12 protein-coding genes and 1 pseudogene are annotated in these 15,668 nt (G+C 52.9%); 5 read left to right on the forward strand and 8 right to left on the reverse strand.

Annotated features, from left to right (window positions below):
* Positions 1-106: 106 nt before the first annotated feature.
* Complete coding sequence (locus tag ACFSX3_RS24315; RefSeq protein WP_209989821.1) at positions 107-1,870, forward strand: alpha-glycosidase; 1,764 nt, start codon at positions 107-109, stop codon at positions 1,868-1,870.
* The gene (locus tag ACFSX3_RS24320; protein ID WP_209989819.1) at positions 1,863-2,234 is read left to right on the forward strand and encodes a nuclear transport factor 2 family protein; all 372 of its coding nucleotides are present in this window, start codon (positions 1,863-1,865) and stop codon (positions 2,232-2,234) included. Before ACFSX3_RS24315 ends, ACFSX3_RS24320 begins: the two co-directional genes overlap by 8 nt.
* A 408-nt stretch (positions 2,235-2,642) precedes the next feature.
* Here ACFSX3_RS24320 and ACFSX3_RS33325 read toward each other — a convergent pair.
* The 3 genes and pseudogenes from ACFSX3_RS33325 to glgB form a co-directional block, all read right to left on the reverse strand.
* Positions 2,643-3,020, reverse strand: a pseudogene (locus ACFSX3_RS33325) (transposase); the annotation flags it as partial.
* A gap of 256 nt (positions 3,021-3,276) precedes the next feature.
* On the reverse strand, positions 3,277-4,713 hold the full coding sequence (gene glgA / locus ACFSX3_RS24335) for a glycogen synthase GlgA (RefSeq protein ID WP_209989817.1): 1,437 nt from the start codon (positions 4,711-4,713) through the stop codon (positions 3,277-3,279).
* 47 nt (positions 4,714-4,760) lie between these two features.
* On the reverse strand, positions 4,761-6,677 hold the full coding sequence (glgB, locus tag ACFSX3_RS24340) for a 1,4-alpha-glucan branching protein GlgB (protein WP_209989814.1): 1,917 nt from the start codon (positions 6,675-6,677) through the stop codon (positions 4,761-4,763).
* A gap of 215 nt (positions 6,678-6,892) precedes the next feature.
* Between glgB and ACFSX3_RS24345 the strand changes: the two genes are divergently transcribed.
* Positions 6,893-8,116, forward strand: coding sequence for a glucose-1-phosphate adenylyltransferase (locus ACFSX3_RS24345; RefSeq protein ID WP_209989812.1), 1,224 nt, complete (start codon positions 6,893-6,895; stop codon positions 8,114-8,116).
* Positions 8,117-8,306: 190 nt separating this feature from the next.
* Here the strand turns inward: ACFSX3_RS24345 and ACFSX3_RS24350 are convergent, their stop codons facing one another.
* The 5 genes from ACFSX3_RS24350 to ACFSX3_RS24370 form a co-directional block, all read right to left on the reverse strand.
* Positions 8,307-9,737 (reverse strand): sensor histidine kinase, encoded by a 1,431-nt coding sequence (locus ACFSX3_RS24350; protein ID WP_209990228.1) that lies wholly within the window; start codon positions 9,735-9,737, stop codon positions 8,307-8,309.
* The gene (locus tag ACFSX3_RS24355; protein WP_209989810.1) at positions 9,734-10,432 is read right to left on the reverse strand and encodes a response regulator transcription factor; all 699 of its coding nucleotides are present in this window, start codon (positions 10,430-10,432) and stop codon (positions 9,734-9,736) included. Before ACFSX3_RS24355 ends, ACFSX3_RS24350 begins: the two co-directional genes overlap by 4 nt.
* The gene (locus ACFSX3_RS24360; RefSeq protein ID WP_209989808.1) at positions 10,425-11,738 is read right to left on the reverse strand and encodes a hypothetical protein; all 1,314 of its coding nucleotides are present in this window, start codon (positions 11,736-11,738) and stop codon (positions 10,425-10,427) included. The genes ACFSX3_RS24355 and ACFSX3_RS24360 overlap by 8 nt, the downstream gene beginning before the upstream one ends.
* A gap of 33 nt (positions 11,739-11,771) precedes the next feature.
* Entirely contained in the window at positions 11,772-12,497 is a 726-nt protein-coding gene (locus ACFSX3_RS24365; protein WP_209989806.1) for a phosphonate ABC transporter ATP-binding protein, read from the reverse strand.
* An 89-nt stretch (positions 12,498-12,586) separates the two neighbouring features.
* Complete coding sequence (locus ACFSX3_RS24370) at positions 12,587-13,747, reverse strand: MFS transporter (protein WP_209990225.1); 1,161 nt, start codon at positions 13,745-13,747, stop codon at positions 12,587-12,589.
* A gap of 160 nt (positions 13,748-13,907) precedes the next feature.
* On the opposite strand from ACFSX3_RS24370, the gene ACFSX3_RS24375 reads away from it, so the two are divergent.
* Entirely contained in the window at positions 13,908-14,825 is a 918-nt protein-coding gene (locus ACFSX3_RS24375) for an ArsR/SmtB family transcription factor (RefSeq protein ID WP_209989805.1), read from the forward strand.
* Positions 14,826-14,849: 24 nt separating this feature from the next.
* Positions 14,850-15,602 carry an HAD family hydrolase gene (locus ACFSX3_RS24380; RefSeq protein WP_209989802.1) on the forward strand — a complete coding sequence of 251 codons (753 nt, stop codon included), beginning with the start codon at positions 14,850-14,852 and terminating at the stop codon, positions 15,600-15,602.
* Positions 15,603-15,668 lie beyond the last annotated feature (66 nt).

Consider the following 15,668-nt stretch of genomic DNA (forward strand, 5'->3'; position numbering starts at 1 on the left):
AAATGCACATCCTAAGAAGGTGGTATATAATACTATCTACTATAGATTATCTCCAATTGCCGCACGAATCATTACAGCTTCCACCCAACTTACAGGAGGTGCTACTATGCTGCTTGAAGCGATGTACCATGTTCCCCGTGACAAATGGGCCTATGCCTATGATACTGAAACGATTCATCTGCGTGTGCGCACCAAACGTGATGATGTGGACTACGTAGTCGCCCTTACCGGCGACAAGTATGATTGGCAGCATACCTCTTATGACATTATCATGGAGAAGGCCGCCTCCGATGACAAATTCGACTACTGGGAAGCCGCAGTCCGGCCCAAATATAAGCGGCTTAGCTATACTTTTCGCGTGAGTAAGGGTATGGAGACGGTCTATCTGCTTGATAACGGTATTCGCTCTGAGTGTCCTCCGCCGCCGAATCACTTCTACGAATTTCCCTATATCCACGGGATCGACTTGTTTCGGGTTCCTCCCTGGGCAAAGGATGCCGTGTTCTACCAGATCATGACCGAGCGTTTCGCGAATGGCAATCCCCTGATTAATCCGGAAGGCACGCAGCCCTGGGGCGGCAAGCCCGAGCTGAATAATTTCTTCGGCGGCGACCTTCAGGGCGTGCTGGACCATCTGGATGATCTGCAGGAGCTGGGCGTCAACGCCCTCTACTTCACGCCGCTGTTCGTCTCCCCTTCCAACCATAAATATGACATTGTGGATTACCGGAGAGTCGACCCGCATTTCGGCGATAATGAGCTGCTGAAGCAGGTCGTCGAGGAATGCCACAGACGGGGCCTGCGCGTCATGCTTGACGCGGTGTTTAACCATTGCAGCGACCAGTTCCCGCCCTTCCAGGATGTTCTGGCCAAAGGGGAGTATTCAGTCTACCGGGACTGGTTCCATGTGAACTCTTTTCCGGCTGAGATTGTGGACGGTATTCCCACCTATGACACGTTCGGCTTCTACAGCAATATGCCGAAATTCAACACCGCCAATCATGAAGTAAAATCTTATCTGCTGGAGGTGGCCGAATACTGGATCAAGGAGATCAAGGTGGACGGCTGGCGGCTGGATGTGGCCAATGAAGTGGACCATCACTTCTGGCGCGATTTCCGCAAGGTGGTCAAAGCCGCGAACCCGGATGCCTACATTGTCGGCGAGGTGTGGAGCGACTCCTTAACCTGGCTGCTCGGCGACCAGTTCGATTCGGTGATGAACTATCCCTTCTCAGGGACGGTGCTGGAATTCTTCAACGGCGGGATGGACGGCATCACCTTCGGCCACCGGATCGGCGGCCTGCTCATGCGTTATCCGCAGCAAACGAACGAAGTGGTCTTCAATCTGCTCGGCAGCCACGACACCCCCCGCCTGCTCACCGTGCTTGGTGAAGACAAACGGAAGCTGAAGCTGACGGTCGTGTTCCTGTTTACCTTCATGGGCACTCCCTGCATTTATTATGGCGATGAGATTGGCCTGACCGGCTACGAGGACCCGGATTGCCGCAAATGTATGGAATGGGATCAGGGCAAGCAGGACCGCGAGCTGTATGACTTTTACCGGATGATGATTAATCTGCGCAAGGAGAATAAGGCGCTTCGTGAAGGCCGCTTCCGGATTCTTCAGGCCTATGAGCATGACCCGTGCATCGTCTATGAGCGTGCAGATGAGCTGATTCACTTCACGGTCTGGATGAACAATTCATCGCAGCCCCGCACGCTCAGCCACCCGATGGAGACCAGTGACTGGCTGGATGCGCTCACCGGTGAAGCGGTAGTCCCCGAACGCGGGATGATGAATGTGGCGCTGGAGCCGTACGGGTACCGGATTCTGTTCCGGCATATTATGGAGGAGGGATCTAATGATTGAACGTGAGCAGCAGATCAGACACTACTTTGATACTTGGATCAACAAGGACAACTCTATATTGAGCACCATCTTCGATCCGAACATCGTCTACACCGAAAGCTACGGCCCTCAGTATCGGGGATTAGACACCCTGTTATTGTGGTTCGAGGACTGGAATTCGCGTGGTACGGTGTTAAGTTGGACGATCAAGCAATTCATCCATCAAGGCCATATGACTGTGGTTGAATGGTACTTTAAGTGTGAGTATGATGCCGTGACCGATGCATTTGACGGAGTCTCCTTAATCGAATTTAATCCTGAGAACCAGATAGTGTGTCTAAAAGAATTCCAATCGAAAATACCGCATTCTTATCCTTATACATGACTTTATTTTCAGGAAAACGTACTATAAGGCACATATAAGCTTTAAACACGTCGCATGGTCGTCGCTGCGGTGAACATTTGGACTTCCGGCCGCTGTTGTCTGCAGATTTCTTGATTTTCATACCGCTGTTAGCGGGTGGAAATCCGCAGACAAAGGCGGTCGCTACCGCTCCTCCAGTTCCAAATTTCCCCTCCGCTCCTTTTGCCTTTTGTTATTTTTTTTAATATGTCCAGCGATCCTCAGCTTCGTCATACGTCCAGTTCTCGACCTTTCCGGCATTCGCTTTCCAAGCTGCCGTGCTTTTTCCATGTGCGGCTGTAAACAGCGGGTGTCGGTCGGTCTTTGCTGTAGACTGTAGGCTAAAATAAACTGGTTTTCGGTCCCGATCTGTACATTTCACAAAGTCCGCTCCAGTAAAATGTATTTTTCGTCAGCCAGAAACTGGAGCACGGCGGTAAATACGGTTTCGAGAACGGTCTTCATCCGCTGGGAACGGAAACGATTCAGCGTGCGGAAATCGGGTCCCTGCCGCCCAGCTAGCAATATAAAGGGAATAGTCTCTCGTACCGCTTTGGCGATTTGACGAGAGGAGTAGATGCGCTGGGTGTACGCGTAATTAATGACTTTGGTGAGCATTTTGGGGTGGTAGCTGTCACGGCCGCCACCGGGGTAGGCCGCGTCAAAGATGGCGTCGTCGAGCCGATGGACAGCGGCATTTACGACACGAACGAGGTGATGTTATAGAATATCTTCTTCGAGGTCCATTGGCAAGCAAAGTTGGTCCATAGACTATAGAATGTACAAAGAAATCGCTCCTTTTGAAATGGTTGGGTGGTACCTCCATTTCACCAAAAAGGCAATTTCTTTTTTTGTTTGTTGAAAAATGTGTTTTCGTATCCCGCTTAAACAGCGATTGGAACAACGGTCCGTTCGCGGAGCGTCCACCCAAGTGCCCACGTTGATGCCACTACAAAACAAAGGGCGTCCCAGCCATTTCATGGCTTATGGGACACCCCCCTTTCCTTCCTAAACCTTACTGCCTCTATTCCTCAGCATCAACAGTAATCTTGTTATAAATATCAATATACTGCTGAGCGGATACGTTCCAGCTGTAGTCGCCGGAGAATGCGTTTTTGGTTACTTTTTTCCAGTGCTCGGGCTTGTGGTAGAACGAAACGGCACGGCGGAGCGTGTACATCATATCATGGGCGTTATAGTCCTTGAACGTGAAGCCGTTGCCTTCTCCGGTCTCCTCTTTGTATGCCTGCACGGTATCGTTCAGCCCGCCTGTCTCACGGACCACCGGAATGCTGCCGTAACGCAGCGCCAGAAGCTGGCTGATGCCGCAAGGCTCAAATTTGGACGGCATCAGGAACATGTCGCTGGCAGCATAGATTTTGCGGGACAAGGCATCACTGAAGGTAATCTGTGACGACAGCTTGGTCGGATAACGCCACTGTGCCTCACGGAACCAGCGTTCGTAGGCCTCATCCCCCGTCCCGAGCAGCACGAACTGAATGTCATCGTAGTACAGCAGCTCATCCATCACGCGGGTCAATAAATCCAGTCCTTTGGAATCCACCAGACGCGTAACCATAGCTACCATAGGAATATACGGTGCCACCGGCAGTCCAAGCTCTTGCTGGAGTCCCAGCTTGTTCTCGGCTTTTTTGGCCAGGTTGGAGCGGTACTTGGTGAAGATAGCATTGTCACTGGACGGATTATAGCTCTTGGTATCAATGCCGTTAACAATACCGCTCAGCGCGTCAGAGCGCGCAGTCAGGAGGCCATCGAGACCATACCCGTAGTACGGGGTCCGAATCTCATCCGCATAGGTCGGGCTGACCGTCGTGACATGATCACTGTAGACAATCCCGCCTTTCATGTAATTCACGTTCCCGTAGTACTCGACGCCAAGGAAATAGCTGTCATCCAGACCTAGCAGCTCACCCAGCACCGTATACGGGAAGACTCCCTGGTAAAGGAGATTATGTATGGTGAATACCGTACGCATCTCACTGTAGAACGGATTATGCCGGTAATGCGCCTGCAGCAGCAACGGAACAACCGCAGCATGCCAGTCATGGCAATGGATCACATCCGGCTGGAAGCTAATGGCCGGCAGGCATTCCAGCACCGCCCGGTTGAAGTAGGCGAAGCGCTCACCGTCATCCATGTAGCCATAAATCCCGTCACGGCCGAAGTAATACTCATTGTCGACAAAATAGACGGGAATCCCTTCAAACACGACCTTTTCGATCCCGCAATACTGATTGCGCCAGCCAATCGGGACCTCCAGTGTAGCGACATGCTCCATCTGTGCGGAATACTTCTCAGGAATCCCTTTGTATTTGGGCAAAATCACCCGGACATCGACTCCGGCTGCTTTGAGGGCCTTCGGCAAGGCGCCGATGACATCGGCCAGCCCGCCTGTTTTGATAAATGGATGGGCTTCCGCCGCGGCAAATAGTACTTTCATTCCATTCTCCCCCTTAGGATAGTAGCTTATTCGGACATTTCCTGCCCTTAAACGGTCTTGCGGCCTGTCTTCTTAAGCACCAGGAAGCCAAGCGGCGGCAGGGTCAGCTCCACACTATTCACCTGATTATGCCACTCGGTCTTGGTGCTCTTCAGCGGCTCATTATGGAAGCCTGATCCGCCGTATTCGAGGGTCTCCGAGCTGAATAATTCCTCATATACGCCCGGACGCGGCACGCCGATACGGTAATGACGGCGCTCTACCGGCTGGAAGTTGATGATAATCAGCAGCGTGTCCACCGGACGTTTGCCTCTGCGGATATAGGATACGATACTCTGACCGCTGTCATCCGCATCGATCCACTGGTAGCCCTCCAGGTCATGATCCAGCTCCCACAACGCTTTCTCGGCAAGGTATAGCTTATTGAGCGCAGCCGTATAGGCCAGCATCCGCTGGTGGCTCTCATAATCCAGCAGCAGCCAGTCGAGCTGCTCCTGATCCTTCCATTCAATGAATTGTCCGAACTCTCCGCCCATGAACAGCAGCTTCTTGCCCGGATGGCTCATCTGATACCCGAGAAGCTGGCGCAGACCGGCGAATTTCTGCTCATAGGACCCGGGCATTTTGTCCAGCAGCGACTTCTTGCCGTGCACCACCTCGTCATGTGAGAGCGGCAACGTATAGTTCTCGGCATAAGCATAGCATATCGGGAAGGTCAACAAATTATGATGATTAGGGCGCGAATCGAAATCACGTTCTATGTAGCCCAAGGTGTCATTCATCCAGCCCATATTCCATTTGTAGTTGAAGCCCAGGCCCCCTTCATGCACCGGCGAGGTTACGCCCGGCCAGGCACTGGATTCTTCCGCCATCATGAGCGCCTTCGGATAATACTGGAAAATCGTCTGGTTGAGCTGCTGAATGAACCGGATGGCTTCCAGATTCTCCAGCCCCCCATGCTCATTCGTCCGGTACTGATGGTGTTCCTTCTCGAAATCAAGCCGCAGCATACTCGTAACCGCATCCACACGCATGCCGTCAATATGATACTTCTCGAACCAAAACAGCGCATTAGAGATCAGGTACGACGAGATTTCCGGCTTGCTGAAGTCAAAGGACAAGGTACCCCAGCCCGGCTTCTCCGCCAGCATCGGATCGGCGTACTCATACAGCGGCGAACCGTCGAACAAGCGCAGACCATGGGCATCCTTCGCGAAATGAGCCGGAACCCAGTCCAGAATGACCCCGATGCCTGCCTGATGCAGCTGATCGATCAGATACATTAGATCCTGCGGTTCCCCGAAACGGCTGGTAGCTGCAAAATAACCAGTTCCCTGGTAGCCCCAGGACAGATCATAAGGATGCTCCGCGAGCGGCATGAACTCCACATGGGTATAGCTCATTTCGCTCAGGTAAGGAATCAGCAGACTGCTTATCTCTCTATAAGTATAGAGCTCTCCGTCCTCCTTCTGCCGCCAGGTGCCCAGATGCATCTCATAGATGTTCATCGGTGCCTGGTAAGGTCCCTTGCTCTTCCGGCGCCAGGCGGCATCCCCCCATTTGTAGCCGTCCAGGTCCGCCACGACGGATGCTGTTGCCGGACGTACTTCTGCCTTGAAGGCGTAGGGGTCTGCCTTGAGGAAGCTTGTCCCATCCGCCCCTATAATCCTGTATTTGTAAAAAGTTCCCGGCTCTATACCCGGAAAAAAACGACTCCAAAATCCTGAATCGGGTATCTTATATAACGTATCAAGATCGGATGTTCCATCCCAGCTGTTATGATCACCAGCCAGTCCTACATATGCCGCATGAGGAGCCCACACGGTAAAGCGAACACCGGCTTGCCCTTCTTGGACGGCAATGTGCGCGCCAAGCATCGTATAGCTGCGATAATTCGTGCCTTCATGGAACAGATAAATATCTTCAGATGACGGGAGGTTTACTGTTTTTGATAAATCGGCCAAATCATCACCACCTTTGTATATAGGATGCACCTTTTACATTACCCGAATATGCAGCATTTGAAAATGATTTTGCGAGTAAATCCGCCGATTTCTGAATAAAGAAAATGTTTATGTAATTTTTCTTGATTCACAGCAATATAATTCCCCTATGCCGTTTCAAGCGCCCAAAGCGCGTGTATATTACAAGCATTGACAAAAAAATGGGAGGGATACAAATGAGTAAAAAAGAATGTATCGCCATGCTTCTGGCAGGCGGAGAAGGCCGCAGACTGGCCCCCTTGACTACCAGCATGGCTAAGCCTGCAGTCCCTTTCGGCGGACAGTACAGAATTATTGATTTTCCCCTCAGCAATTGTGTGAATTCCAAGATTGATACCATCGGAGTACTTACTCAGTACGAAGCAGAGTCTTTGCATCAGCATATCGGTGAAGGCGAGCCCTGGGGGCTGCACAGCCATAGTGACCGGGGTGTGAAGCTGCTCCCTTCAGGAGTTGAAGGCAGAGACAGCTATACAGGCACCGCCGATGCTATTTATAAGAATATAGAATATATTGACAGTCAAAATCCGGAGCATGTTCTTATCCTGTCGGGAGACCATATCTATCACATGGATTACCGCAAAATGCTCGATTATCACATCGCCAAGTCCGCAAATGCCACCATTTCGGTAATGGAGGTACCTTGGGAGGAAGCGAGCCGCTTCGGTGTGATGAACGTGGATGAGGATTTCAAAATCTCCGAGTTTGCCGAGAAACCAAAGGCTCCGAAGAGCAATCTGGCCTCCATGGGCATCTATCTGTTCGAGTGGGCATACCTCAAGGCTCATTTGGTGCGCGATGCGGCAAATCCGGACTCCGGTCATGATTTCGGTAAAGATGTGATTCCGTCCATGCTGGATGCAAGCGATGAGCTGTTCGCTTACCGCTTCAAGGGCTATTGGAGAGATGTGGGTACGGTCAGCAGCCTCTGGGAAGCACATATGGATCTTCTGCAGACAGAGGATGGCTTCAAGCTCGACAACTCCCGCTGGCCGATGTACAGCCGTGCACAGCGCACCAAGCTGGCCGCGATCAGACCCCGGGTTCAAGCTGCTTCGGCAGATTGTCTGATACACGAGAGCTGCCAGCTCGAAGGCAGCCCGCAGCGCTCTGTCATCTTCGGCGGTGTGGAGATCGGCAAGCAGAGCAGAATCAAGCAGAGCGTGGTGATGCCGGGTGCCCGCATTGGGCGCGGTGTTATGATTGAACATGCCATTATCGGTGAAGGTGCAGTGATCAAGGATGGTGTTGTAATCAAAGGCAGTGCAGATAACATTGTCGTTGTCGGCCCGCATGAGATTGTCGCAGCCAAACCGCTGGTCCGTACCCAGCCTTCCCGCCTGCTTCAGGAGGTCTATGAGAAAACCGGCCGTCTGCGTGCGGAAGGAATGCCTTCATAACAATAGTTCAGCCCTAAGGGCTGCTACATACAAAGGGATACAGCTCCGGTCCGTCCGGACGAAAGCTGTATCCCTTTTGTATAAATATAAGAAATTATAGGTTTCACACGATAACTTATCCTTCTATTTCTCGCTGAAACGGGTGCCGTCCCTGAAAGGACGGCAAGGCCGTTTCCACTTGGCTTACTTATCAAGTTATTGGTGGATTGCTCACGCGAGCATTCCCCTGCTGGCTATCGTCAAGCGGCAGAATGACGGTAACCTGAGTGCCCTTGCCCAGCTCGCTGTCCATTTCCAGCTTACCGCTATGAAGCTCCACGATCTGCTGGGAGATCGCCAGCCCCAAGCCCGTCCCCCCGTTAAGGGCATCGACCTGGAAGAAGCGGTCCCGCACTCTGGACAGATGCGCTTCGCTGATGCCAATACCGCTGTCACGGACGGTGACAGTCATCTCGGTACCCGACAGGCGCTCCGCTGACAGCACGATACTGGAATCCTCCGGCGAGAACTTCACCGCATTGTCCACCAGATTGAGGAAGACCTGCTTCAAGCGGTTGGCATCCCCCTTGATGAAGATCGTCTCCTCGCATTCCAGCAGCAGATGAATCCGTTTCTTCTCGGCCTTGGCCCAGATATTGAGCAACGTCTCCTGTAGCAGAACCTTAATATCCACCTGCCCCATCGACAGCTTCATTTCATTCTGCTGCAGCTTCGAGAAGTCGAGAATCTCTTCCACCAGCCCGATCAGCCGGTCACTCTCCCTGGAGATAATTCCGACGCCAAGCTTCGTCTCTTCAGGGTCATAACCGCCGGAGACCAAGGTCTCGCTCCAGCCTTTGATGCTGGTCAGCGGAGTGCGCAGCTCATGGGAGATCGAGGAGATGAAATCATCCTTAATCTGATTACTGCGGACAATCTCGTCCGCCATATAGTTCAACGTTGAAGCAAGTGCCCCGATCTCATAACGGTAATCACCTTTGATCCGGGTCGTGAACTTGCCCTTGGCCATCTGCGCCGACACTGCCGTAATATTATTGAGCGGACGCACAATTGAATTGGCAAGACCGAAGCTGAGCAGCAGCACGATAATCAACACTGCTACACCGATGCCAATGGAGAGCAGGGTGAGATTGAGCAGATTGCTATTGACCCCTTCCATCGAGGTCAGATAACGCAGGACATATGTGTCATGGGCGGTGATCTGCACCATCTTGGATACGGCCATGACATTCTCATTGGTGCCCGCCTGACGGCCCACCCAACGGCCGATATTACCGCCTACTGCCTCAGGGACATCACTGGTCGTGATCGTCCGGTCCGGCTGGAACCCGGTGGAGCTGGTAATGATATCTCCCTTGAGTGTCAGGACCTCCAGCTCGGTAAACTCCACATTAAATAATTTGAGCAGCTTCTCCAGCTGGGCCTGCGACCTGTCTTCCGAAAATTCATATTTCACCAATGTCTCGGCCACACTGATATGCGTGGTGATTTTGCTGTAGATACTGTTGTAATAATAGGTGCGGATCGACAGCAGGAAGATCGTCTCAACCAGGAGAAGCGCTACAAAGACTACCAGAATATAGTGCAGTACGATCTGTCTGCGCATCCCCTTCTTGATCATTGTACCTGGCCTTTCCATTTATAGCCGTGCCCCCATACTGTCTGCAGGTATTCAGGCTCCGATGGATTATTTTCGATTTTTTGGCGCAAGCGGCGGATATTGACGTCAACGATCTTAGGGTCACCCATATATTCCTTACCCCAGACATGATCCAGGAGGGAATCACGGCTGAGCGGCGTATTCTCCTTCTCCAGGAAGAACTGCACCAGCGAGAATTCCGTTGGCGTAAGCTCTATGGCTTCCCCGCTCCGCTTGAATTGCTTGGAAATCAGATCCAGGGTGAAAGGGCCCGATTGGAACGATACCTTGGCCGACTGCTCGCGGTGAACATTGACCCGGCGCAGCAGCGACTGGATACGGGCAATCAGCTCAGTTGGACTGAACGGCTTGCTGACATGGTCATCTGCTCCGACGGACAGCGCATAGACCTTATCCTGCTCCTGTACCTTGGCCGTCAAGAAAATAATTCCCAGCCGTTCATTGGTCTCCCGGATGCGTCTGCAGACCTCGAACCCGTCGATGCCGGGTACCATAACATCCAGCAAGGCAATATCGATATCATGGATTGTGCTCAGCTTATGCAGTGCCTCATGGCCGTCCGCCGCCTCCAGCACTTCAAAGCCGTTGCGTTTCAGATTAATGACAATAAAACTGCGGATGGACTCTTCATCCTCCAGTATCAGTACTTTACTCATCGATACCCTTCCTTTCAATAGAGGATTTGATTCGTCCGTCCTCTCCTCCAATTGTACTCTGTTCTAGGTCTCCCCGGTACCCGATCATTTTATCCAGATCGCGTCCGAGCAGCTTCCAGCCGGTGTTCTTTACGTTGTCCCACTCCGCTGGCGAGAAGAATGAGACTTCGGCTACGGTCTCTCCGGTATCCGTCATAATGAATTTGAGTGATTTGTTCTGCACAGACTTGGTGTCCACGGTTACCCGCTCCTGCCATTCGGGAGCAAAGTTAATGGTGAACCGGTCCAGCGGATCATTATAGAGCTGGGTACTGAAGGTCAGACCTTCTTTGCCGTCCCATTTGTAATAGGAATTGAAATACGGAATGGTCTCAGGGTCAAAATACTCCCAGCCCTTGGGAGGAACCAGCATGCCAATCTCAATAATCCCATCCAGATCAATATCCTCGCTGACGATTTTGCGGTCCTTGAAGGTACGGACATCCCCTGGAATGACCACACGCAGCTTGTTATTCTCCATTACAACTAAGGTTGTATAAGCGGAGCGCGTATCCACAGCAGAATCCAGGACTATACCTTCTTTGTTCGCAGCCACTTTTCCTGAGACAATATTGTAATAACCATTGAAATACGGGTCCAGATCGTCGAGTTCATCCAGCACCTTGAAGCTGTCGTCATACTGGTAGGTAGTTAATGTAGCGAATTCATTACGCTTGAAGTACACCACGGTAATATCCACAATTCCGTCTTCATTCAGATCATCGATGATATATTGGGTATACGGCTTGGTAAGAATCTCTTCCAGCACTCCCCCGGAATAACTGTAGACAACCATGCCCTTCACGCCCTTCTCTTCCCCGCGTGAATAACCGACAATAATGTTGAGCTTACCGTCACCAGTTACATCCTTAAGATCTACAGAATCCAGTATATTACCGTCACCGTCAAACGTAAGCTTCTTGACCCAGGACTCCCCCTGCTTCTCCAGAATCATTCCGTGATTAACCACGGCTTCATTCTTCGTCTGGTAGAACACAAGCGTCTCCATCACGCCATCCCGGTCCAGGTCCTCCGTAAAAATAGAGCTATTATCATCATTGGCCGGACGGGTCAGGGTGCCATCCAGCGCCTTCAAGGAAGAGTTGATGGCTGCCATCAGCGAAGCCTTGTCCGCAGGCAGCTGGGGCACCCTCATCTGGGATACCGGATCGCTGATAAAGGTGCAGCCCGACAAGGCAAACAGCGACAGAGCGGCTGCGGCAAGCCCTCCCAGCAAACGCATACGCATATGCATATTCAACTTCATTTACGCTCTCCTTACTGAACGCCTGGCCTTACTTCACAAATGCAGCCGCTCCTGTGAAGTCAGCCGGCGTCCTTTGACATCATGCTTGATTCTTCCGTCCTCCAGCACCCACAGACGGCTGGCATAACGCTCAGCCAGCTCGATCGGCAGCACCGTAAGCACGGTAAGTCCTGTCTCCTTGCACAGATTGCGGAGGGTCTCCAGCACATTCTCCGCTGTCTTGGGGTCAAGGCCTGTCACCGGCTCATCCGCCAGGATGACCTTGGCACCGTGGACCAATGCCCGGGCAATCGCCACACGCTGCCGTTCGCCGCCGCTGAGCTGGCCGGACTTCAGCTTGGCCTTGTCGAGCAGACCCAGCAGATCGAGCTGGTCCATCGCCCCCATATAATCATCGGAACGGACCATGCCTGTAGCCATCCGCCACAGCGGCGTCTGGGAGGCCTGTCCGATCAGCACATTCTTCAGTGCAGTACGGTTCGGATTCAGCTCCGCGTTCTGCTCCAGATAGGCCCATTCCCGCCGGATCTTGCGTTTGCCGGCGAAGGGGCTCTTCATAATATCCTGCCCATCTACCCTGAAATTCCCTCTGTCCCACTTCTCATGCAGGGCCAGGCAGCGCAGCAGCGTTGACTTCCCGCTGCCGCTGGCTCCCAGCAGCGCTACAAATTCTCCCGGTTCTAATTGAAATCCGATATCCTGAAGCACTGGTGTTTTATCTTCCCCGACCGCTTTGGCCAAATGTTCAACTGTAATCATAGGTCAGCCTCTCCTGTCTTCGACTCTACTCTATAGTGTACTCTGAAAGCGGGATCAAATTCCATGCGAGCATTCGTTCTTATTCTACCTCATATCGTCTTCCGTGGCGAGAATAATAACCCTGCCAGCCCAAATACGATATACAGGCCGCCCATCACGGCAAACACGCTGCCGCCCCAGCCGAATTGCAGCAGCAGCCCGCCGATGCCCGGCCCCGCTATACTTCCCAGACTATAATGGAAGGAAGCGACTACGTTGGCAGCCGGAAGCAGCTTACGCGGAAGGATATCGGCGGCATAGCTTAACCCTAGCGAGAAAAAGGAGCCGACTAGTCCCCCTGCCACCATCAGCAGCAACAAGGTCAGCAGGAAATGGTCACCTGCCAGCGGAAGGAGCGTGAAGGCCAGGCCTCCCCCTGTCCCGGCAGCAATCAGGATGGCCTTACGGCCGTGCCGGTCGCTCCATATCCCGAGCGGCAGCTGGAGCAGCAGGCCCCCGATGCCCGCAAACGGCAACAAGGCGGCAATCTGGTCTGCGCTGAAGCCGATACGCAGCCCGTATACCGGGAAGCTGCTGTTCAGGCTGGCCTCCATGTAACCGTATAGCAGCGCCGGGATCAGCGCATACCAAGCAAGCCGGTAGCTCCGGCCGAACCTGCTCGCCTGTCCTTCACTATGATCCATAGCCTCCGGCCGGGAGTCCTTCAGCTTGAAGCCCACAATCAGCAGCACGATCACGAACAGCAAGGCTGTAATCAGGAACGGTGCCGGCTGCCCGAACCGCAGCAGACTGATGCCCAGCGGCCCCAGGCTGAAGCCCAGGCCGTAGGACATCCCATAGAGGGACAGGTTCCGTCCACGGTGCTCCGCCGGTGTCATGAGCAGCACCCAGAGCTGCGCTGCATAGTTGACCGCTGAATCGCCGATCCCGACAAGCAGGCGGAGCACGAACCAGACCTTCACACCTGTAAGCAGCGGGAACAGCAGCAGCGATACCAGCACCAGCGCGAGGCCGGACGCGATCAGCTTCTTGAAGCCGATGGCGCCAAGCACCCGCTCTGCAATCAGGGTCATGGCGAACGATCCTACATACAGGGCAGCTGCGTTAAGTCCGTTCAGCGAGGACGAGACGCCTTTTTGCTCCAGCAGAATGGATAAGACCGGCAGCAGCATCCCCTGACTCAATCCGGCCAGAATAATCACAGCAATCAAAATCAAATAATTCATTCTACCGCTCTGCGCAAGCGGCATCGGTGTGGAAGTAGGCACGAATAAATCCTCCTATGTAATTCTGTGATGACTGGAACCTTGTGTCTATGCGGCAAACACCGAACATTATAGTGGACAACCTTCTTCAAAACAAGAGATAATATATAGAAGTGACTGATTTTCTGGAGGTGACCCGGCTTAAATGAACTATGAACTCAAAATTGATGTTTCCCCCGTATACGAACTGCTGGACAGTTTCATGTTATATGTGACTAAGAAATGGACCTCTAATCTGGACATCGGCACCGACTGGATCAGGGATGTGGACGGCCGCTTCACACCCGCGCAGCTGGCTGCACTGAAGCAGGCCGCCGAGTGGCCGTTCGAAGATTATGATGTACTCTACGCCTGGGCCTACAGCCGGGGCGAGGCTTCCAAGGTGCTGCAGTTCCTAGCGGAGCTGGAGAGCTCATCTCTGGAGGATTGCCTCCGGCGCACCGAGCCGTTCTTCCATAACTTCACTGCCGAGGAATGCGCGCGGATCAAGAACGGGTACATGCCGCTTTTGCGTATATGGTATGAGCATTATTTCCGCCATGTCGAGCATACCCTGCTTCCGCTCCTCATTGAAGACGCCTCTGAGAAAAAAATGCTGGAGAGCAAAATGGACATGGTCCCGCTGATCGAATATGCTTCCGGCGGGATTGTCATCGAGGACATTCCCGGGCTAAAAACAATTGTCCTGCTGCCTACGGTGCATAACCGGCCGATTAACACATATTGCTTCTTCAAGAACCTGATGCTGGTGCAATACCCGGTAGATGTTCCTTCAGACAATGAGGAGGAGCCACCCACCGTGCTGCTTCGTTTAACACAGGCTCTCTCTGATCCTACCCGGCTGAGACTGCTGCGCTTCGTGGCGAACGAGCCGAAGACGCTGTGGGAGATGCAGTCCGAGCTGAGCCTGTCCCGGGAGATGCTGATGCATCATCTGCTTAGTCTAAGAGTCGCCGGACTTCTGCGGGTCCATCTGCGCGGTGAAGGCACCGAACGCTACAGCATACGCCCTGACGGGGCCTCGGAGCTCCAGATGTTTCTGGAGTCCTACATCCGTATCTAACAGACCAACTTAGGAGTGAACCTCATGAAGTATTTGACCCAACAAGTGATCTTTGATCTCGACGATACCCTGGTGCATTGCAATAAGTATTTTGATCTCATTCTTGGACAGTATTTCGAGCTGATGTCTGACTGGTTCAGCGATTACCAGCCTACGATCGGCGAACTGCGCAGCAAGCAGGTGGAGATCGATGTCGAGACTGTCAGCACAAGCGGCCTGGCCAGCGACAATTTTCCGAAATCGCTGATTGCCACCTACCGTTATTTCTGCAGCAAATATAACCGCAAACCGGATGCCTTCGAGGAACGCCAGCTGATGAAGCTGGGAATGAGCGTGTACGACCAGGAGGTGGAAGCTTATCCCGGCATGGTAGAGACGCTGGATACTCTCAAGCAGGACGGCCATTCCCTCTACCTATATACCGGCGGCGACGACACCATCCAGCAGCGCAAAATCGCCCAAATGAAGCTGGACGCCTATTTCGATGACCGCATCTATATCCGCCAGCACAAGAATGTGGAGGCGCTTGAGAATATCCTGACCACCTACCCGTTCGACCGCAAAACCACCTGGATGATCGGCAACTCCCTGCGTACGGATGTACTGCCCGCGCTGACTGCCGGGATCAACAGCATCTATCTGAAGCAGCCGACGGAGTGGCTCTACAATCTAATTGAGCTGGAGCGGGAGATGCAGCAGTCCGTCATGACCATCTCTGCCATTCACGAAGTCCCTCCGGTGATCCGCACCGCTGCGCTGCGGGAGCATCACGGCTGATGGACGGCTTCATCTGGATCAGGCGATTGTTACAAATGGCATAGGCAGCCTGCCGCCGGTATGATT

Source organism: Paenibacillus rhizoplanae, from assembly GCF_042684125.1.
In the GTDB taxonomy this organism is placed as follows: domain Bacteria; phylum Bacillota; class Bacilli; order Paenibacillales; family Paenibacillaceae; genus Paenibacillus_AQ; species Paenibacillus_AQ rhizoplanae.